The organism is Lentzea nigeriaca (genome assembly GCF_016907955.1).
Lineage (GTDB): Bacteria > Actinomycetota > Actinomycetes > Mycobacteriales > Pseudonocardiaceae > Lentzea > Lentzea nigeriaca.
This window is the reverse complement of sequence record NZ_JAFBCX010000010.1, coordinates 36202-56467: the sequence shown is the minus strand read 5'-3', so window position 1 is coordinate 56467 and position 20266 is coordinate 36202. Positions and strand designations below refer to the sequence as shown.

The following is a 20266-nucleotide window of genomic DNA, read 5'->3' as shown; positions in this document are numbered from 1 at the left end:
CCCCCTATTCGTTGTGCAGGACTGTGGCGATCGAGAGGTGCGCGGCTCCCCTGGCCGGCACGAGGGCGCCGAGCACGGCGATCACAACGCCCGCGAGAGCGAGCAGCGCGAGCGCGGGCGCGTGGTAGACGTCCATGAGGATGTCGACGGCGTCGGCCTGGCCGGCGTGGGCCATCGCGGGCACGAGAAGCTGGTGCACCGCAACGCCGACGGGCATTCCGACGAGTCCGCCGACCAGCCCCAGCGCGCCCATGGAGGTCGACAGCAACACGGTGACCTGGCGCGGGGTCATGCCGATCGACTTGAGCATGCCGAGGTCGCGGCGGCGTTCGCGGGCGTTGAGGACAACGGTGTTGAACACGCCGAGTGCGGCCACGGCCCCCAAGACCAGGGTCAGCACCACCGAGGCACTGATGATGATCACGGCTGTCGACGACGAGCCGTCGCGCGGTGGCAGGACGCGCAGACCGGGATCGCCCTTGCCGATCGCGGCCGTGAAGCTCGCGCGGTCCGTGCCGGGCGTGAACTTCACCTGGTAGGCGTGCGCGCGGGTGCCGGGCGCGAGGACGTTCAGCGCGGTCCAGTCCGCGAAGATCTGGTCCTCGTTGTTCGTCAGGACCACGCCGACGATCTTCAGCTGGGTCCGGTTCTCCTTCGCCTGCACGGTGATCGTGTCGCCGACCGACAGACCCCGCTGGTTGAGGAACCGCGACGGGACGGCGACCTGGCCGGGTCCGTCCGGCCAGTGCCCGGTCAGCACGCGCGGGCCGAGCGCGGAGACATCCCCGCGGTAGAAGAGGACCGTGGCGTTCTGCGTGCCGCCCGCGACCTCGGTCTCCAGCTGGGACACCGCCATCACCGCGGCCGTCCCCGGCACCGCGCGCAGCATCTTCTCGTCGTCGGCGTCGCTCAACGCGGCCGCGGGCGGCTCCCCCATCTCCGGGTTCCGCATCACCGGCAGCCCCGGCGGTCCTCCCGCCAGCACCTCGACCCGGTCGGCGTAGGACGGGCGGACCGCGTCGTTGTAGGCCGTAATCGACATGGTCACGCCCGTCGCGAGCGTCACGGTCATGACGCCCAGCACGACCGCGGCCAGGGTCAACGCGCTGCGGCCCAGGCGGGCGAACGGCAGGCCGAGGCCGAGGCTGACCGAGCGCGGCAACGGCGTGCCGCTGAGCCAGCGCTGAACCCGCAGGGCCCGGCCGCTGTGCGCGGTCGTGCCCGCGCTGATCGCCTGGGCGGCGGGCAGCCTTCTCGCCCTGATCGCCGGGACGAGCGCCGCCGAGATCACGAGCGCGGGCATTCCCAGCAGCGCCACGGCGTTCACCCACGGCGCGAAGCTCAGCTCCGTCACGCCGAAGCCCTCGACCGCGTCCTGCACGATCGGTTTGGCGAAGACGTTGCCCGCGAGCGTCCCGAGCACGCAGCCGGCGACCGCCGGGATCGAGACCATCACCAGGTACACCGCCATGACCTGGCCCGGCGTGAACCCGAGGGCCTTGAGCATCCCGATGTGCCGGAAGCCCGCGACGACCGCGCCGCTCACGACGTTGGCGACGATGAGGACCGCCACCACCAGCCCGAGCACACCGAAGATCAGCAGGAACGGGATGAACACGCCGAGCTCGGACGTGGCCTTGTCCTTGACGGTGAGGTGGGACAGCGTGCCCAGCAGCGCGCCTTCCGGAAGTCCTGCCGTGACGGATTTCTGGCCCTCGGCGACCTCGGCCGCTGTGCCGGCGTTCGGAAAGCGGTAGAGCATCTGCAGCACGGTCGGCTGCAACGCCTCGACCTGCTCGGGAGTCACCCAGGCGTCGGCGGAACCCGTGACGGAGTGGGCGAAACCGACGACGGTCAGCGTCGGGCGTCCGGGGACGGTGAGCTGGAAACCCAGGTTCGTCCGGCCGTTGCCGCCGGGCGCGCGGTTGAGGACGATCTCGCCGGGTGCGGTGGCCCAGCGGCCCTCCCAGATCGTCAGGCGATCCACCGGACCGCCTGGATCGGCCCGTCCGGCGACCGTGAGCGTGCCCTTGAAGATCTCACCGGTCGAGGTGTCCAGAGTGGACTGAGCGAACGGGCCCGCCGACTCCGTCTGCCCGGCGGCTTTCCTGAGCTGGTCATCCGACGTCTTGGCTGGGTCGAACGCCGCCGCGAGGTGAGCGCCGCGCTGCGTGGCGAAGGCCCGGTCGAACGGTGCGGCAGCCGATTCGAGCAGGCCGAGGGCCATCACGATGGTCGCGGTCGAGGCGCACACGACAACGCCGATCACGATCGTCTGCAGCAACCGGCGGCGCACCGCCGCCCAGGCCGCGCTCCACACCGCGCTCACGAGGTCCGCTCCAGGCTCTGCTCGCGCGCGATCCGCCCGTCGACGACCTCGACCACCCGGCTGGCGCACCGGGTCGCGAGCCGTTCGTCGTGCGTGACCAGCAGCAACGTCTGGCCGATCTGGTTCAGGTCGAGCAGCAGGTCCATCACCTGCTCACCGGACCTGCTGTCGAGCGCCCCCGTCGGTTCGTCGGCGAGCAGCAGCGCGGGCCGGTTCATCAACGCCCGCGCGACCGCGACCCGCTGCCGTTCGCCGCCGCTCAGCCGTGCCGGGTAGATGTTCCTGCGGTTGGAGATGCCGAGCTCGCCGAACAGCTCCAGCGCCCGCTTGCGCGCCTGGCTCGCCGGTGTGCCGGTCAGCTGGGCCGCGAGCGCGACGTTGTCCAGCGCCGACAGGTCGTCGAGCAGGTTGAAGAACTGGAAGATCATGCCGATCCCCCGCCTGCGGAACAGGGCGAGGCCCGTCTCGTCGAGCGACCCCAGATCCGTACCGTGCACGACGACCGAGCCGGATGTCGGCCGGTCCAGGCCCGCGATCATGTTCAGCAGCGTCGACTTGCCGCTGCCGGACGGTCCCATCACCGCGACGGCTTCCCCCGCGCGCACGGTCAGCGACACCCCGTTCAGCGCGACCGAGTCGGCGTACTCCTTGCGCAGGTCCGTTATCGCGACGACCACGTCGTTGTTCATGGCCGCCATCCTGTTCGGCGCGACGGGCACGGGCGTCAGTCCGGGGAGGTAACCTGCCGGACGGGGTCATCCCGGGGATGTAGGCGCTGCATCCGGGGTGTGATGCGCGCACGGCTCGCGCTCTGGGAGGGTGATCGTGTGTGGGAGTTGGTCGTCGCTGTCCTCGCCTGCCTGACCGCCGGGTTTCTCGCGGTGCGGCTGGCGGTGGCGAAGCGCGCGTACACCCGTGCGATGGAGGAACGCGGCTGGTTGCTCGAGCGTGAACGCGAAAGCGCCGCTCGCGGGGCCGTGGACGCCGAACGCGCCAGGATCGCCAGGGAGCTGCACGACATCGTGAGCCACAACGTCAGTGTGATGGTGGTGCAGGCCGGTGCCGCGCGCCGGGTGCTCGCCACGGAGGCCGACGACGCGACGAACGCGTTGCTGGCCGTGGAGTCCGCCGGGCGCGACACGATGACCGAGCTGCGGCACATGCTGGGCCTGCTCGCGCCGTCGGCCGACGGCGAGGACCTGCTGACCCCGCAACCAGGTCTGAGCAGGCTGAGCTCGCTGGTCGACCGGATGTGCTTCGCCGGGCTGCCGGTCGAGGTGCGCATCTCCGGTGAACCGCGCGAGCTGCCGTCCGGAGTGGACCTCACGGCGTACCGGATCGTCCAGGAGGCGCTGACCAACGCGCTCAAGCACGGTGACGGCGGCAAGGCGGACGTGACGGTCAGGTACGCGGACCACTGCCTGCGGGTCGAGGTGCTCAACAGCGGTCCCAGCGTGTTGTCGGGAGAGCCCGTGTCCACGAAGGACGGTGAGGGGCGGGGCCTGCTCGGGTTGCGCGAACGCGTGGCCGTGCTGGGTGGCGATCTCGACGCGCGGCGGCGCCTCGGTGGCGGGTTCCGCGTGCGCGCGAGGATCCCGCTGTGACGGCGCCACGGGTGGTGATCGCGGACGACCAGGCGTTCGTGCGCATCGGCTTCCGCATGATCCTGTCGTCGGGCGGCATCGAGGTCGTCGGCGAGGCGGCCGACGGCGCCGAGGCCGTGGCAGCCGTGCGGGAACTCGAGCCGGACGTCGTGCTGATGGACATCCGCATGCCCACCATGGACGGCCTCGAAGCCACCCGCCGGATCGTCCGCGAGTCGCCCGGCTGCCGCGTGCTGATGCTGACGACGTTCGACCTCGACCGGTACGTCTACGACGCGCTCGCCGCCGGTGCCAGCGGGTTCCTGCTCAAGGACGTCACCGCGGAACACCTCGTCGCCGCCGTCCGGCTCGTCGAGACCGGGGACGCCCTGCTCGCCCCGTCGATCACCCGCAGGCTCGTCGAGCAGTTCGCCTCACCGGTGGCTCACGTGCCCGCCGTGCACCGGGATCTCGCCGCGCTGACCCCGCGGGAACGGGAGGTGCTGACGTTCGTCGGGCGCGGCCGGTCCAACGCCGAGATCGCCGACGACCTCACCCTCAGCGAGGCGACGGTGAAGACGCACGTGGCCCGCATCTTCGCCAAGCTCGCGCTGCGCGACCGGGCCCAGGCCGTCGTGCTCGCCTACGAGACCGGGCTGGTGGCGCCGGGCGGCTGAACGCTCAGCGCCAGCAGTGCCGTGTCGTCCTCGACGCCGTTGCCCAGGTCGTTCAGCAGCCGGGTCACGGCGGCGATCACGGATTTCGCGGTGGCCGGGGCCAGGCCGCGCAGGTCGTCCCGCAGCGCCTCTTCGCTGTAGCGGTCGTCGCCGACCCGGGCCTCGGTGAGCCCGTCCGTGTAGAACAGCAGGGCATCGCCGGGTGCCAGGCGCACTTCGGCCGTGACGAAGCGGGCGTCCGGCAGCAGGCCGACGAGCTGACCGCCCGGCAGGTGCACCAGCTCCGCGCCGCCGTCCGCGCGGAGCAGCACCGGCGGCGTGTGCCCGCCCGTGGCCAGCGTGACGGTGGCGCCGTCGGCGGTGGGACGGACGGAGCCGTACATGACCGTGCACAGGCGCGGTTTTCCTTGGGTGATTACGGTGTTGAGGTGCACGAGCACGCTGATCGGCTCCGGGTCGTTGACCGCCGCCGAGCGCAGCGTGTAGCGGGTCAGCGACGTCACCACCGCCGCGTCGACGCCCTTGCCGGACACGTCACCGAGGAAGAAGCCCCAGGTGTCGCCGGTGAGCGGGAAGAGGTCGTAGAAGTCGCCGCCGACCTGGTCGAGCGACGCCGGGTGGTAGTACGCCGCGACCTCGACCCCGCGCACCTCGGGCAGGGCAGGCGGCAGCAGGGTCTGCTGCAACGTCCTGGCCAGCTGCTGGGCCCTGTCGCGTTCCCGTTCGGCCTGCTCGCGGGCGCGCAGCAGCTCCTCCTCGTACGCGCGCCGGTCGCGGGCGTCGAACACGGTGGTGCGGATGAGCTGCGCATCCCCACCGGCGCCGTGCTTGACGGTGGAGGTCAACAGCACCGGCAGCCGGGTGCCGTCCGCGGTCCTCATCTCCAGCGCCACGCCGCCGAGCTCGCCCTGCATCTGCAGCAACGGCGCGAAGTGCGTCTCGTAGTACATCCGGCCGCCGACCGTCAGCAGGTCGGGGAACCTCGTGCGGCCCACGAGATCGTCCCTGTCGTGGCCGAGCCAGCTCAGCAACGTCGCGTTGATCTTCGCGATCGTGCCGTCCAACAACGTCGAGACGTAGCCGCACGGAGCGTTGTCGTAGAGGTCCTCCGCGCTGTCCTCCAGCAACGCCGCGAACGCCACGTCATCGGGCGGCTTCATCGGCTGTCCACGAACTCCAGGATCGCCCGCGCGGTGATCTCCGGCGCGCTCAGCTGCGGACAGTGCCCGGTGGCGTCCAGCGTCACCAGCTCGCTGCCGGCGATCTGCTCGTGCGTGTACCGCCCGACCTCCGGCGGCGCGATGGCGTCGACGGCGCACTGGATCACCAGCGTCGGCACGCTCACCTTGCGGAGGTCCTCGCGGTTGTCCGACAGGAACGTGGCGCGTGCGAACACCCGCGCGATCGCGGGATCCGTGCGGCAGAAGCTGTTCTTCAGCTCGTCCGCGAGCTCCGGGCGGTCGGGGTTGTCCACGATGACCGGTGCCATCGCGGCGGACCAGCCGAGGTAGTTGGACTCCAGCGCGACGAGCAGCTCGTCGATGTCGTCCCGGCTGAAGCCACCGCGGTAGTCACCGTCGTCCACATAGCACGGTGACGGCGTGAGCAGGACCAGCCGGGCGAACCGGTCCGGTTCCTCGTTCGCCGCCAATACCGCGATCATCGCGCTGACCGAGTGACCGACCAGTGCGACGTCCCGGAGGTCGAGCGCACGGCAGATCGCCAGCACGTCGTCCGCGTAGCCGTCGAGGGTGCGATAGCGCTCGGGAGACCACGCGACCAGGTCCGAACGACCGCAGCCGGTGTGGTCGAACAACACCACCCGGCACCGTTCAGCCAGGTCGGGGACGATTCTGCTCCACAGGTTCTGGTCGCAGCCGAAACCGTGCGCGAGGAGCACGACGGGGCCGGCCTCGTTGCCGGTGACCACGACGTTGTTCCTGCGCATGACGTCCACTCCTGCAGATCCTAGGTGTATGGAGCTGGTCGGGCCGGGTACCTGTGTCGCGAACTGCTCCAGAAAGGAAGGAAAAGATGCTGCGCCGTCTCGTCGTACTGCCGCTCGCCCTCCTCTCGACCGCGGCGGTGCTCGACGTGCTGCACGTGCTCACCGGACTGTCGGCGGCCGTCTCCTGGCACCTCATCACGGCGGGCCTGCTGCTGGGCATCGCGGTGGCGTCCGCCGAATGGCTCGACCGGATCTTCGGCGAGCCGCGCACCCACACGTCCGGAAGGGATCTCGGCATCGCCGCCGTGCTCGTGCTGTTCGGTGTGAGCTGGGTGCTGCGGCTCGGTCAGCCGGAGTGGGAACCGACGTTCGCCGCGGTGCTCGCCGGGTGGGCCGGTGCGTTGGGCTGGGCGGCGATCTCGCTGGCCGCGCGCCGGACGCGGGCTCTGCTGAAGGTCGCCCGGTAGCGTGAGCGGATGCCACAGATCACCGTCGAGTACTCCGCCGAGCTGAGCGGCGCCTTCGACCGCCAGGCCTTCGCCGTCGCGCTGCACCGGACGCTGTCACCGCTGGTCAGCTCGGACGTGGCCGCGTTCAAGACGCGGTTCCGGCAGATCGAGGAGAGCGTGATCGGTGACGGGTCGCCCGGGGCGATGATCCACGTCCGGATCGGGTTGCTGTCGGGGCGGACCGCCGAGCTGAAGCAGGAGGTGGGTCGGGTGAGCATCGGTCTCGTGCGCGAGCACCTCAAGCCGGTGGAGGGGCTGCCGACCCAGCTCACGCTCGAGGTGCACGACATGGATCGCGACCAGTACCAGAAGCTCGTCGTCTGACGCGTCCGGCACGTCAACCCGCGAACGCGTCGGCCTGCGACCGGTAGAGACGCGCGTAGCGGCCGTTGCGGGCGAGCAGGTCGTGATGGGAGCCCAGTTCCGCGACACCGCCGTCGGCCAGCACCACGATGAGGTCGGCGGACCTGACCGTGGAGAACCGGTGCGTCACCAGGATCGTGATCATGCCGTTCGCGCCGTCGGTGGCCCTGGCCATGCTGCCGAAGAGAGCGTCCTCGGTGAACGCGTCCAGGCTGGCGGTCGGTTCGTCGAAGAACCGGACCAGCGGGGTCGTTCTCGCCAGTCCGCGGGCCAGCGCGAGCCGTTGCCACTGACCGGTGGAGAGGTCTCGGCCGCCCCACGACGCGCCCAGCCGAGCTTCTTGCGGGAGGACGTCGGCGCCGGCTCTTTCCAGTGCTGCCTGGACGTGGGCCGGATCGTCGAGGCGGGGCAGGTCGCCGACGCCGACCGCGTGCCGGACGGTGAGCTCGAAGCGGGCGAAGTCCTGGAACGCGGCGGCGAGTCGTTCCCGCCACTGCTCGGCGTCGAGGTCGGCGAGGTCGATCCCGTCGACCGTGATGCGTCCCTCGGTGGGTTCGTACATCCTGGTCAGGAGCTTGACGAGGGTGGTCTTGCCCGCGCCGTTCTCGCCGACGACCGCCAGTGCGCCGCCGGCCGGGATGGTGAGGGAGACGTTGCGCAGCACCCACTTCTCGGTACCGGGATAGCGGAACGACACGTTCTCCAGCCGGATGCCCTCGACGATCCGCTCCGGTGCGGGGAGGTGGCCGGTCGGCGTCGCGGCGCTGGCGTGGTCGACGAGCCAGAGGTAGCGGCGGACGGTGTGGAGGGTGCGGCCGAAGCCCGTGACGGCCTGGATCGGCCAGAGGACGGCGGTCTGCACCTGCTGGCTGAGGTAGATCGCCAGGACGACGTCACCGGGGGCTGATCTGCCCTGGATTGCCTGATCCAGCACGAAACCGACGGCGGCGATCACGCCGGTCACGTACAGGAGCTGCTGGGCGAGCGAGGCGAGGGCGACCTTGCGCTCGGCCCTGTCGATCGGTTCGCGCTGGGAGCGCCAGAGGGCGTCGATGCGGCGTTCGAGGTTGTCCGCCAGACCGAAGAGACGGATCTCCACGGCGGCGTCACGGTCCTGGGCGACGGTGCGCAGGTGCCGGGCGGTGCGGCCGGGCAGAGCGGACCTGTCTTCCGCGGTGGCCCGCCAGCGTTGCTGGGTCTTGGTGATCAGCAACGCCGGCAACGCGAGCAGCACCAGCGCGAGCATCGCCGGGTGCGCGACGACCAGCAGGATCAGCACGGTCAGGCCCGCGCAGGTCGCCTTGACCGTCACGGCGAGGGCGCTCATCGAGTTGCCCAGCTGACCCTGCCGCTGGCGCAGGAGTTCGAGCTGGTCCTGGTACTCGGAGCGCTCGAAGTGGTCGAGGGTGGGCAGTTCGGCGCAGAGCCGGGCGATCTCGGTGTCGAACGCGTGCGCGACCTTCTCCCCCAGCACCATGCGCCATTGGCTGGCGGACAGGTCGAGCTGCCAGCCGAGCCCTGCGCCGAGGACGAGGGCGGCGATGCCGATCACGACCTGGCGCTGGTCGTGCTGGAGCACGCCGTCGGTCAGCATCGCGAGCCACAGACCGGACATCAGCACGAGGGTGTTGCCGAGCGGTTCGGCGATCATGGCCAGGGTCAGGCGGCGGTCGACCCGCCACGCCGTCGCGACGAGGACGCGGATCTCACGCATGGCTCCACTCCTTCTCCGCGAACCGTTCTGCCTGCAGCGAGTACATCGCGGCGTACCGGCCATTGGCGGCCATCAGTTCCGCGTGCGTGCCGTCCTCGGCGATGCGGCCGTCGGCGATGACCACGATGCGGTCGGCGTGGCGGACGGAGGCCAGCCGGTGCGACACGAGGATCGTGGTGATCTCACCGGCCAGGTTGCTGAAGCGGGCGAAGAGTTCCTCCTCCGCCAGCACGTCGAGGTTGGCGCTGGGCTCGTCCATGATCAGGACCTCGGCGCCGGTCTCGACCGCGAGCAACGCCCTGGCCAGCGCGACCTTCTGCCACTGGCCGCCGGAGAGGTCGCGGCCGTTCGGGTGCGACGAGGACAGCATCGTGTCCCAGCCGTGCGGGAGGTCGTCGAGCAGGCTGAGGCCGCCGGCGCGTTCCAGGGCTTTGTGGACGGCTTCGTCGTCGGCGCCGAAACCGATGTTGTCGCGCAGCGAGAGCTCGAAGCGGGTGAACCGCTGCACGATCGCGCTGACCTCGCCCGGCATCGCGATCTCGCCCTGCTGTGGCCGGTAGATGCCGCACAACAGGTTGACCAGGGTGCTCTTGCCCGCGCCGTTCTCGCCGACGATCGCCAGCGACTGTCCTTTGGGGACAGTCAGCTCCACGCCCGCCAGGACTTCGTCGTCCCTGCCGGGGTAGGCGAAGTGGACGTTCCTCAGCTCGATGGCGTTCGCGGTCCTGTTCGCGGGTGTTCGCGTGGTCGCGAGGCGGTCGGCCAGGGTGAGGGCCAGCTCGGCCACCTTGCGGGCGCGGGCCAGCGGGATCTCGGCGCCGAAGACGTAGCCCAGGGCGCTGGTGGACAGCACCGCCTGCGCGTAGACGACGATTTCCGCGGGTGTGGTGGTTCGGGCGATCGCGGTCAGGACGATCAGGTGGGCCAGCAGCACTCCACCCGTCGCCGCGAGGACCGTGCGCATGCCGAGACGGCGGCCCTCCCACAGCACTTCCAGCGCCGCCAGGTAGGAGTCGCGGTACAGCGGGACCAGCCAGCGCGCCAGGCCGAACACGCGGATCTCCTTGGCAGCCGGGCTGTCCACGGCGAGGCCGCGCAGGTAACGGGCGCGGCGCAGGGCCTTCTCACCTTGCTGGGCGCCGAGGTTCATGCCGTGGTCGAGCCATTTGCGGACGCCGAAGCTGAGGCCGCGCCAGCCCAGGAACATCACCAGCGGGGCCCACCACGCGAACGTCGCGAGCACCACGGCGGCGCCGACCCCGGTCGCGCGTTGCCTGAGCAGTTCGCGCAACGCGGTGACCGTGCCGACGAAGCCGTCGACGCGTTCGAACTCGGCCAGCGCGCCGAGTTCGCCGGTGGTGCGCGGGTCGACCAGGCGTTCCACGTCGGTGCGGAGGGTCGCGTGCGCCACCGTCTCGTGGATCGTGCGGGCGAAACGGCCGTCGAGCACTGCGGCTTCGTGGTCGAGGACCGCGGCGAGCACCGTGCCGGTGAGGAGTGAGGCGCCGAAGAGGGCGAGCCCGACGGTGGCTTGTGCTGGATCGGCGGGCAGGCCGGAGACCAGGACGCCTGATGCGGCGATGGCGGCGGCCGGGGCGAGGCCTTGGAGCGCTGCCAGCACACAGAACACGGCGAATCGCCAGCGACCTGCTCGCCACAGGAGTGCGGTCATGCCAGCACCTCCTCGAAGTGCTCCACCACGGCCGCCGTCCACGCCCCTGGATCGCCCGGCTCGTGGCCGTTGCCCGGTTGTTCCAGGTAGCGGTCTGGGCCCTGCCGTTCGACGAACCTCCGCGACTGCTCCACCGGGCACCTGTCGTCTCCCTTGCTGTGGCCGATGAGCAGGCGTCGTGCGGTGAACGGCTGGGTGATCGGGCTGCGTGCGGTGAGCTGACCGGGGTCGTCGGCGAGCGCCCCGAGCTCGGTGCGCAGCCACTGCCGGTGCAGGCCCGTCGCGGACGCCAGCAGCTGCGGCAGATCGGTGACCGGGGCCCACACCGCGACGGCGTCGACCAGTTCCCGGGACGCGGCGAGCAACGCGAGGTAGGCGCCGTAGCTCTGGCCGTACAGGCACACCGGCCGGTCGCGGCGCAGTTCCCGCAGGCGCGCGGTCACGGCGGCGACGTCGGCGCCGCCCCAGTCGCCCACGACGACGTCGCGGAACTCGTCGCCGTAGCCTGAGCTGCCGGGGTAGTTCATGCCGATGACGGTCCAGCCCGCCTCGACGAGCGCGGCGATCAACGGCTCGTGGATCTGCCTCAGCTGACTGCGGGGGCCGCCGTGCAGGTGCAGGACGATGCCGCCGTGGCCGCCGGTTTCCGGTTCGTAGAGCCATTCCGGCGACTGCGCGGACTGGCGGTGCCGCCAGCGGACGGCGGTTTTCCGGCGCTGTTGTCCCGGCAGCTCGCTCATCTGTCCACTGTGGATCTCCCAGCGGACCAGTGCGGGTGAGGCCGCCGGTGACTGGTGGCGGCCGAGGAGGTGGCCTTCGTCCGCGGTGAAGGTCAGGTCGGTGGCGATGCCGTGGTCGGGCACGGGCGTGCCGACGACCTCACCGTCGCGGTCGAGGACCCGGTAGACGTAGCGGTGGTCGGTCCAGGCCATCGTGAGCAGCAGACCGGACGGGGAGATCGCGATGCCCGCGCTTCCCGGTGCGTACCAACGGACTTCGCCGCCGGCCAGGTCGAGCACGCCGGGGACGTCGCCTTCGCCGGTCACCGCGACCAGCGGCCCGTCACCCGCAGCCGCCACCGCGGGGATCTCGGCGAGCTGTTCGCTGCTCGTGTCGTCGTAACGCACCAGCACGACTCGCCGGTCCTTGGTGAGCACGATGGTCGTGCCGTCCCAGGCGGCGACCGAGGACACGCCCTCGGTGGCGTCGAGGACCTGGTAGGTGCCGGCCGACGGGCGGTGCACGCACAGCACAGGGCGTCCGTCGCGCACGACCGCGACCAGGGCTACTTCGCCGTTGTAGCGCAAGGTGCGGCCGACCACCGGATGCGTGGAGGTCAGCATCCGGCGGCCGGTGTCCAGGAGGCCGAGTTCGCCCCGCCGGCGCAACGCCACCAGGTCCGGTGCGACCCAGCCGACGAGGTGCCAGTCGCCGACCGGGATCCAGTCGACCTCGGTCAGGTCGGTGCTCGGGGCGAGTCCGACCTCGCCCGGTCGCGTGAGGACGAGGCGGTCGTGGTGGAGGGAGAACTCGGTGATGGTCATGCGAGCAAACCCCGCAGCGCCAGGAGGTCGTCGGCGATCACCGCGTGCGCGGCGCGTTCCTCGACCAGGGCCGCCGGCTGGTCGCCCAGGTTGCGCAGGATCGTGTCGACGACCTCGGGGGCACCGCGCCGCATCCGGCTGACCGCCGCGAGGTACCAGCGCGCGGCGTCCGCGGTCGCGCCCGCCGCGAGCCGGTGGCCGGCGAGCCGGAAGCACACCGCGGACACGGCCTTCTCGCTCGCCTGGTTCGGGTCGTCCGCGCTGTCAAAGAGGTCGAGCAGCCGCGTCGCGACGGCCTCCGCCTCGCGCTCCTCCCCCGCGTCGAGCAGCACCCGCACCAGGTCGGAGGCCACGTAGGTGGCGTTGGCGACGCCGTCCGCGGCCTCCCACGCCCGCCGGTACAGGCACATGGCCTCCGGCGTGCCGCGGCGGAGCTTGGCGAGGTTGGTGAGGAGCTGAACCTGTTGGTCGGCCACGATGTCCTGGCCTTCCAGCAACTCCAGCGCGGTGCGCATGCTCGTGACGGCACCGTCCAGGTCGCGGTCGCGGTACAGGGCCAGTGCGGCGCCGTTGAAGGACGCGGCGACCTGGGTGACCGGCACGTCCAGTTCGCGGGCGTGCTCGAAGCACCGCGCGGCCGACTTGCGCACCGCGGGGTCGGGGTCCTTGGCGAGGAGCTGACCGAGGTTGTACGCGAGCATGGCCCGGTCGGCCGGCCGCACGTCCCACTTCTCCGCCTGGGCCAGCAGCAAGTCGGCCAGCGTGCCGGAGACCCGGCGGCGGTCGGCGACGAGTGCCGCCAGGTACGCGCCGGCGGCCTTGGCGTGCGGAACTTCGTCGCCCCGCAACGCCCGCCGGTACAGGTTGCCCGCGTACCGCGACAGCACCCTGCCCTGACCGGCTGCCTCGGCGGCGGCACCGGCCGTGAAGGCGTCGAGTGCCGCTGACGGGTCGGTCAGCAGGGCGGCGGTGGACAGCGGCACCTCGACGCTCTGCGCGACCTCGGCCACCAATTCCGGAGTGATCGGCAGGTCACGTGGTGGCGGCGTCGCGTAGGTACGCAGACCGTCCCTTGTGGACGTGACCCTACGCACCAGATCATCGTCCCAGCCGTGGTTCGCTTGCCAATGGCGGAATTTCTCTTCCGGCACCGATCCACCGGCGAGCTGGAACATCGCGAGGACTTCATTTGCGGGCGCTGCGGCGGGAAGGTGACGCAGCACGGTGATCGACTGCGCTTCGCCGCGCACCAGCCGCATGCGGCATTCCTGGAGGAAGCGCACGTCGTCTCTCGTCGGCGGGTTGAACAGCTCCACGACCACCGACCGTCGGCCACCCTCGGCCAGCCACTCCTTGACCGCCCTGACCTCGGCGCGCAGCCGTGCCTCGCGTTCGTCGTGGCAGCGCAGCAACGCCGCGGTCAGGTCAGCCGGGCCCTCGGGTCCGCGCAACCACAGCGGACGACCGGCGGACAGGTAGTACCGGACGTGTCCCTGTGCCCGGAGATCCTCCAGCACGCCGGGAATCCGTGCCGACTCCAGTTCGAGCACCGTCACGGTCACGACGTCACCCGGCTCGCTCGAAGCGTCGCGCGGTCCTGCACGAAGCCGATCGACCGGTACAGCCTGCGCGCGGCGAAGTTGTCGGCCATGACGTTGAGCCGGCAGTCGACGTACCCGGCGTTCGCCAGCCCGAGCATGCCGCGCACCAGCAACGTCCTGCCGAGCCCGCCACCCCTCTCGGCGGGCTCGACCACGAGGTGCCCTACGAGCGGCACACCACGGTCCTCCGTCACGGCGATCGCGCCACGCGTGCTGCCGTCCGCGACGATCCTGAGGGACGCTTCGGGGATGATCGGCCCGTACTGGTTCGACGTGAGCTCGGCGAACACGCTGAGGTCGTGCGGCTCCCCCGGCAGGTCGCCGGAGAACGGTTCGACCGCGTAGCCGACGGGCAGCACGCGTTCGAACGAGGCGATCATGTCTGCGTCCAGCCGCAGCCACATCGGCACGATCCGCCCGCAGTCGGTGCCGCCGACGTCCCAGAACTCCGGGTGGAGGACGATGACGTCGCCGATCCCCTGTTCCTTCAGATACCCGAGCACTCTGACCAGGTGGTCGGTGGTGGCCGGGTCGTCGCGCTGCGGCAGGCACTCCGTGACGTACCAGAGCCCTTGCGCCGGCCGCACAACACACTCGAACACCGTCTCGCCGTGCCGGGACGCCACGACCCGGCGGCTCTGGCCCCAGTCCACGACCATCTCGTGAACCAGGAGGTCGGTGAGGTTCATTGGCACTCCTCCAGTCGCAGGGTCAGGGGCGAGCGGGCGACGTGGCCCGCGAGCCGCAGCCGGAACGCGTGCACGCCGGTGTAGCCGCGCATGTAGTCGGGCCTGGGCACGCCGAGCCCTTCCGGCGCCCACTTGACGGAGAACCCGTCGCGGAACCTGAGCGCGTCGAGCTTGCGTCCGATGTGGACAGCGCCGTCGTGGTCGCCCAGGTCCAGCAGGAAGTCACCGTCACCGGCGAGCCCGTGGCACCGGCAGACGCTGCCGAACGGGCGCGCTGTCGTGATGGCCAGGCCTGCTTTGCGCGCGCCTTCCCGGAATTCGTCGTCCCGGGTGTGCTGGGCCAGGGCGTGCAACAGGATGCCGACACCGGCGGCGCCGTTGCACCAGTGCGACCACACCGTGTCCTGGCCCGGTCTGTGCGGCCACGACAAGCCTTCCGCCGCTGGAACCGCCGCACCGAGCAGCGCGCGTCCGGTGGCGATCGCGAGATCCGTGGCCACTGGGTCGTCGACGGCTCGACCTGCGTGCAGCAGGAAGTAGGCGACGCCCGCGCTGCCGTGGGCGAAGCCGCAGAAGGACTGGCCGTTGTTCGGCCACGCCGGGAGGCCGTCTTTCGTCGACACAGCGCCGAGGACCTTCGCGGTGATCGCTTTGACGTCTTCGTGGCCTTTGCCGGTGGCGCGCAGGAGGGCGATCTTGGCGAGGCCGATGCCCGCCCAGCCGTGGGTGATGTCCCAGCCGTGGACCTCGATCGTGCTCAGCTCCTCGTCGAACTTGAGGGCTTCGCGGTGCCACAGCTCGGGTTGGTGCCCGGCGGCAGCGAGGTCGCTCATGAGCCACGGGAGGGAGGCGAGGCCGAAGTACAGGCCGGGTGGGGTCTGGCCCGCGACCACCGGATGGTTGTCGATGGTCCAGGTCAGGAGTTGGTCGGTGTGGTCCAGCCAGGTCCTGTCGCCGGTGGCTTCGTGGAGGTCGAGGTAGAAGCGGGCGATGCCGGCGGTGCCCGCCATGAACGATGCCGGGTGCATGGAGCCGGGCGCCCAGCGCTGCGGCCACGGCCAGGGGTGGCGGTCCCACTCGGCCAGCTTGACCAGTTCCTCGCCTGCCTCCACCGCTTCCTCGACCGTGAGGTCAGCATCGGTTGACACCGACCGGGTAGCGCCACCCAGCTTGATGCGGACGCCTTCCAGCGCCGAGGGCTGCAGCCCGGCCGGGGCGAACGCCTCCAACACCGCGGGCAGGTGCTCGGCGTACGTCACGTTCCTGCCCAGAAACGGGTCGATGCCAGTCAGCACGAAGTGGTCGATCGCCGCAAGCGCGTACGAGGTGTCCGCAGCCCGAGGCGTCGACGGCGGCACATACCCCGGCGTGTGCGCGACGAACGGCGGCTCAGGCGAATCAACCAATCCGGCGTGCTCGAGATCGATCACCGCGAACCGCGCCCCGGAGACCATGATGTTGTTGGGCGTCAGGTCGAGCAGCCGAACCCCGTACGCCTCAACGTCCCGCACAAGCCGGTGCACCCCGTCCACCAGCTCCACCAAAGCAGGCACGGACACCGCAGCCCGGTAGTTGCGCCGCTCCACCTCGGCCCGCAACGTCCGCCCGGGCAGGAACTCCTGCACCAGGTAGGCGTTGTCCTCCTGGTGGAAGAACGCGAGCGGCTCCGGCGCCAGCCCGGTCCCGCTCAACACCCGCAGCAGCTGCCACTCGTTGCGCAGCGCCGTCCGGGAGTCGCGACCGAGCCGGTCGGGCGTCGTCCCCATCCGCGCTTCCTTCAGCACGGCCGGCACGCCCCGGTACCGGACCCGGAACACCCCGCCCTTCACGGACTGCCGCAGCACACCGTCGACCACGATCTCGCGTCCGAACAGCCCGGTGCCAGGCCGCTCCAGGAAGACACGGGACCGCACCGGCACCAGGTCGTCCGCCCAGTCGGGCGCGGCAACACCCGGTGCGCGCCTGTCCTCGACCCGATGCCCGTCGGGGTGGACCAGCACGTGCCGGAGACTCTGCTCGACCGGATCGAAGACGCTCGAAGCGGAGAACGCGCCGTACCGCAGGTACACGTTGCTGTGCGGGCGGAATCGCCGGTCGGACGGCACGACGGGGGCGTCGAACTCGGCCGTGACCGCGTCCAGTTCGGCGGCGAGCTGCTCGACGCCGGAGTCCGGGTAGACGGTGATGAACTTGCCGGACTGGGTCAGGGGCGAGGGCGGTGAGCTGAGGTCCATCAGCTTGTCGATGGACCGGGCGGCCTTCCAGCGCAACGCGCGCGGCACGACGACGGCGGCGACGCGGCGCAGGACCTCGGGGGCGTGCTGGGGCGCGGCGCTCACGTGGATCTTCCAGCCCTGACGGAGCAGCGGGCGGTCGGTTGTCGGGTCGAAGTACCACCAGAAAGGCTCGCCGCGCACGGTGTAGGTGTCGGCGCACGAGGCGGCGATCTCTCCCACCCCGCGCCGGATCGGGTCGGCGGCTACGCGTCGTCGCATGGAACTCACCTGCCTGGAGAAGGGACCTGCGGTGGGCCGCGCGGCGGCGGCCCACCGCATCACCGGGAGGACCGGTCAGTTCTCGCTCACGGTCCAGGAGCACAGCGCGCAGAGGGAGTTGTCCTCCATCAGCAGCGCGTCGTCCTCGAAGCCCAGGGTCAGCAGGTCGTTCGCGTCCACGATCTTCTCCATGTGAATGCACCTCCGTGTTGTTGGTGTTTCGGACCTCGTTGCGGCCCGAGAGAAATCTCCCGCCTGGCGGCGCGAAACTCATCCGTGGCGGCCACCACCATTCGGAAGCCGCAGGTACGGAGCGGTGCGGCGGTGGTGGCGGACGGGTTGCGCACGAGCGGTTCCCGAGCAGCGCCCGGCAGAATGCGTAGAGGCGCGTACGTACGCCGCTGCCAATGGTGGTGGTCTCCACCCATGACCCGCCGGTGCCGCGCTGGCACGCTTCGTGTCATGGAGATCGCCTGCCGCGCCACACCCGCTCCCACGGACGTGTTCGCGCACGTCGTGGCCCCGTGGGTGGACGCGGCGAGCGCCCGGTTGCACCACGAGCTCACGGACCTGCCCGGCACCGCCGTTGATCCGGACGCACTGGTCGCGTCGTGCGCGGAGAACCTCACGAGCCGGCTCACCCGCCTCGCGGCGCCGGTTCTCGTCCGTGAACTCGCGAACACCACGTTCGACGGCCTGTGCCGCGCCCACTTCGAGCCCTATCCCGTGCTGATCCGGGAACTGGACCGGGAACGCGACGCCGCGGTCGTCACCACCACCGAGATCGCCACCCGGTACGCGGCCGACCAGGACCGCCTCACCGGCACGCTGCTCGCCGCCAAGGCCGCGCTCGTCGCGGTCCAGCCGGGCGGTGATCGCCACCAGGGCGGGCGTGCCACCACGATCCTGCTGCTCGCCGACGGCCAGCGCGTGGTCCACAAGCCGCGCGGTGTGGACGCCCATCTGGCACTGGCCCGCCTGGTCGAGCTGGTGAACGACCTGACCGACCTGGGGATCGCCACGGTCAGGGCGCTGGCCGCGGACGGGTACGGCTGGACCGAGCACGTCGAACCGGCGCCGCTGCCCACACCCGACCCGACCGCGTACTTCCAGCGCCTCGGCGGGCTGCTCGCGGTGCTGCACCTGGTGCGCGCCACGGACATGCACCACCAGAACTTGATCACCCGCGCCGACCAGCCGCTGCTGATCGACGTGGAAACCCTGTTCCAGACCCAGCTTCCCGGCGGGCGGCCCGATCCGGCCACGATCGCGCTGGGCCGTTCGGTGGCACGCACCGGCATCCTGCCCGCGGTCGCCGGACGGCACGGGCTCACCGACATCTCCGCCGTCGGTGGCGACGCCGGGCAGGAAACCTCCAGCGTCACAACGGAATGGGTCGACGCCGGCACCGACCGCATGCGCGCTGTGCTGCGGCCCGAGGTCATGCCCGGCTCGGCGAACCGCCCGACGTGGCAGGACAGGCCGGTCGAGGCCGCCGACCACGCGGACGCGGTGTTGTCCGGGTTCCGGCTGGCGTACGACGCGATCTCCTGCCACCGCGCGGAGTTCGCCGCCCTGCTGGCCGGATGCGCCTCCGTGCCGGTGCGCGTCGTGCCACGGCCGACACGTCAGTACGCGGACCTCATCGCGGCCACGCGTGCGCCGGAGTTCTTGCAGGACACCGAAACCAGGCTGAACGCCCTGAAAACGGCCTGTGCCGCGGACTTCCTGCCGGGACTGGCCGACCTCGAAGCCGCCGAGCTCGACGCGGGTGACGTCCCGCTGTTCACGACCCGCGCGGACGGCCACGACCTGAGCTCCGCCACGGGCACGCTGCCGGGTGTGCTCGCCACCTCCGGCCTGGAGGACGCGCTCGCCTGCCTCGGGGCGTTCGACGAGTTCGACCGCGACGACCAGGAGTGGGTGATCGCCGCGTCGCTCGCCAGCCGCAGGGTCGCGCTGACCGGCGGCGGCCCCGGCCAGGTCCAGCAGCACGCCGTCGGCACGGACGAGGTGCTGTCCGCCGCCTGTGCCGTGGCCGACCGGATCGTCACGACGAGCTTCGGCACCGAGCGGATCAACTGGATCGGCCTCGAACCGGTCGGCGACACCCGCTGGCTGGTGCTGCCGATGGGTGCCGGGCTCGCGCACGGTTACACCGGTGTCGCGCTGTTCCTCGCCCAGCTCGGCCGGATCAGCGACGTCTCCCGCTACACCGACGTCGCGCGCAGGGCCCTGAGCGCGGTGCCGGAGCTGCTGAGCGCGTTGCGCGGCAACGACGATCTGATCGCGGCGGTCGGCTCCGGCGGCCTCACCGGGTTCGCCGGCATCGGGTACGCCCTCGCCCGCATCGCGACCCTCGTCGACGACGAGGAAGTCGCACGCTGGGCCCGCGCGACCGTGCCACTGGCCGCCGCGGCCGCGGAGTTCGAACCGGAACACGGCCTGGCGGCGGCGATGCGGGCGCTGGACTCGGAAGTCGGCTGTGCCGACGCACGTGACCTGGCGGCCCTGTACCCGGACGGACCCGTGGGCCCCGCCCGATGGTGCCAGCACGACGCTTCCGAATGGACGGACGACGACTTGTCCTTGTGCCACGGTGAACTCGGCCATGCGGACGTGTCGGTGAGCGGCTGGTCCGCTGCAACCAGGCACCGCCGCACGGGCGAGGTGCTCGCCGCGTTGCGCCGCGACGGACCCCGCTGCGTCACCCCGGACCGCGTTCCCACGCCGGGTCTGCTGACCGGGCTCGCCGGAATCGGGATCGGACTGCTGCGCCTGGGATTCCCCGATCAAACGCCGTCCGTGCTGCTGTTCCAATCGGACACCTGATCTTCCGGCATTTGCCGGAACACCGATGAAACCGCTACTGATCAACAGGAGAAGCAATGAGAGTGCCGGAGAGCAACGTCCAGTCCGCCGCGACCCGCGCCGCCACCAGGAAGATCGGTCTGCGCATCGCCGCACTGACCGGTGTCGTCCTCACCGCCGGTGCCATCGCCACAGCTCCGAGCGTCGCACGGGAGCTCAACACGGACGTCGTGCTCGACTCGGTCGTCGCCGGTGATGGCAGTGGCACCGGTTCCACCTGTTGCACGCCGGAAAACTGACGCGCCCGTTATCTGACTGTGTGTCACGTTTT

Annotated in this window: 16 protein-coding genes; 6 read left to right on the top strand and 10 right to left on the bottom strand. The window is 71.0% G+C overall.

Features of this window, described 5'->3' with window-relative positions; all coding sequences use genetic code 11:
• Positions 1-4 precede the first annotated feature (4 nt).
• Together JOD27_RS30195 and JOD27_RS30190 are read right to left on the bottom strand one after the other, a co-directional pair.
• Entirely contained in the window at positions 5-2329 is a 2325-nt protein-coding gene (locus tag JOD27_RS30195; RefSeq protein WP_307830410.1) for an ABC transporter permease, read from the bottom strand.
• A complete protein-coding gene (locus tag JOD27_RS30190) occupies positions 2326-3018 on the bottom strand; it encodes an ABC transporter ATP-binding protein (protein WP_239569619.1) in 693 nt (230 codons plus the stop codon). Before JOD27_RS30190 ends, JOD27_RS30195 begins: the two co-directional genes overlap by 4 nt.
• A gap of 102 nt (positions 3019-3120) precedes the next feature.
• Here JOD27_RS30190 and JOD27_RS30185 point away from each other — a divergent pair, with 102 nt between their 5' ends.
• Both JOD27_RS30185 and JOD27_RS30180 read left to right on the top strand, forming a co-directional pair.
• Positions 3121-3933, top strand: coding sequence for a sensor histidine kinase (locus JOD27_RS30185; RefSeq protein WP_239569616.1), 813 nt, complete (start codon positions 3121-3123; stop codon positions 3931-3933).
• On the top strand, positions 3930-4589 hold the full coding sequence (locus JOD27_RS30180; RefSeq protein ID WP_204765697.1) for a response regulator: 660 nt from the start codon (positions 3930-3932) through the stop codon (positions 4587-4589). Before JOD27_RS30185 ends, JOD27_RS30180 begins: the two co-directional genes overlap by 4 nt.
• Here the strand turns inward: JOD27_RS30180 and JOD27_RS30175 are convergent.
• Together JOD27_RS30175 and JOD27_RS30170 are read right to left on the bottom strand one after the other, a co-directional pair.
• On the bottom strand, positions 4556-5749 hold the full coding sequence (locus tag JOD27_RS30175) for a PP2C family protein-serine/threonine phosphatase (RefSeq protein WP_204765696.1): 1194 nt from the start codon (positions 5747-5749) through the stop codon (positions 4556-4558). The genes JOD27_RS30180 and JOD27_RS30175 overlap by 34 nt on opposite strands.
• Positions 5746-6537, bottom strand: a complete 792-nt coding sequence (locus JOD27_RS30170) for an alpha/beta fold hydrolase (RefSeq protein ID WP_239569614.1) — start codon at positions 6535-6537, stop codon at positions 5746-5748. Before JOD27_RS30170 ends, JOD27_RS30175 begins: the two co-directional genes overlap by 4 nt.
• An 86-nt stretch (positions 6538-6623) precedes the next feature.
• On the opposite strand from JOD27_RS30170, the gene JOD27_RS30165 reads away from it, so the two are divergent.
• On the top strand, positions 6624-7004 hold the full coding sequence (locus JOD27_RS30165) for a hypothetical protein (protein WP_204765694.1): 381 nt from the start codon (positions 6624-6626) through the stop codon (positions 7002-7004).
• Between the two features lie 9 nt (positions 7005-7013).
• Positions 7014-7370, top strand: coding sequence for a 5-carboxymethyl-2-hydroxymuconate Delta-isomerase (locus tag JOD27_RS30160; RefSeq protein ID WP_204765693.1), 357 nt, complete (start codon positions 7014-7016; stop codon positions 7368-7370).
• 13 nt (positions 7371-7383) lie between these two features.
• Here the strand turns inward: JOD27_RS30160 and JOD27_RS30155 are convergent, their stop codons facing one another.
• Genes JOD27_RS30155 through JOD27_RS30130 form a run of 6 tightly spaced genes read right to left on the bottom strand, consistent with a single transcriptional unit; the run spans position 7384 to position 17124 of the window.
• Positions 7384-9123, bottom strand: coding sequence for an ABC transporter ATP-binding protein (locus JOD27_RS30155; RefSeq protein WP_204765692.1), 1740 nt, complete (start codon positions 9121-9123; stop codon positions 7384-7386).
• Complete coding sequence (locus tag JOD27_RS30150) at positions 9116-10795, bottom strand: ABC transporter ATP-binding protein (RefSeq protein ID WP_204765691.1); 1680 nt, start codon at positions 10793-10795, stop codon at positions 9116-9118. The genes JOD27_RS30155 and JOD27_RS30150 overlap by 8 nt, the downstream gene beginning before the upstream one ends.
• The gene (locus JOD27_RS30145) at positions 10792-12339 is read right to left on the bottom strand and encodes a S9 family peptidase (protein WP_204765690.1); all 1548 of its coding nucleotides are present in this window, start codon (positions 12337-12339) and stop codon (positions 10792-10794) included. The genes JOD27_RS30150 and JOD27_RS30145 overlap by 4 nt, the downstream gene beginning before the upstream one ends.
• The gene (locus JOD27_RS30140) at positions 12336-13901 is read right to left on the bottom strand and encodes a hypothetical protein (protein WP_204765689.1); all 1566 of its coding nucleotides are present in this window, start codon (positions 13899-13901) and stop codon (positions 12336-12338) included. Before JOD27_RS30140 ends, JOD27_RS30145 begins: the two co-directional genes overlap by 4 nt.
• Positions 13898-14629, bottom strand: coding sequence for a GNAT family N-acetyltransferase (locus JOD27_RS30135; RefSeq protein WP_204765688.1), 732 nt, complete (start codon positions 14627-14629; stop codon positions 13898-13900). Before JOD27_RS30135 ends, JOD27_RS30140 begins: the two co-directional genes overlap by 4 nt.
• Entirely contained in the window at positions 14626-17124 is a 2499-nt protein-coding gene (locus JOD27_RS30130) for a class III lanthionine synthetase LanKC N-terminal domain-containing protein (RefSeq protein ID WP_204765687.1), read from the bottom strand. The genes JOD27_RS30135 and JOD27_RS30130 overlap by 4 nt, the downstream gene beginning before the upstream one ends.
• 462 nt (positions 17125-17586) lie before the next feature.
• On the opposite strand from JOD27_RS30130, the gene JOD27_RS30125 reads away from it, so the two are divergent.
• Positions 17587-19956 (top strand): type 2 lanthipeptide synthetase LanM family protein, encoded by a 2370-nt coding sequence (locus JOD27_RS30125; RefSeq protein ID WP_204765686.1) that lies wholly within the window; start codon positions 17587-17589, stop codon positions 19954-19956.
• 56 nt (positions 19957-20012) lie between these two features.
• Entirely contained in the window at positions 20013-20234 is a 222-nt protein-coding gene (locus JOD27_RS30120) for a hypothetical protein (RefSeq protein WP_204765685.1), read from the top strand.
• Positions 20235-20266 lie beyond the last annotated feature (32 nt).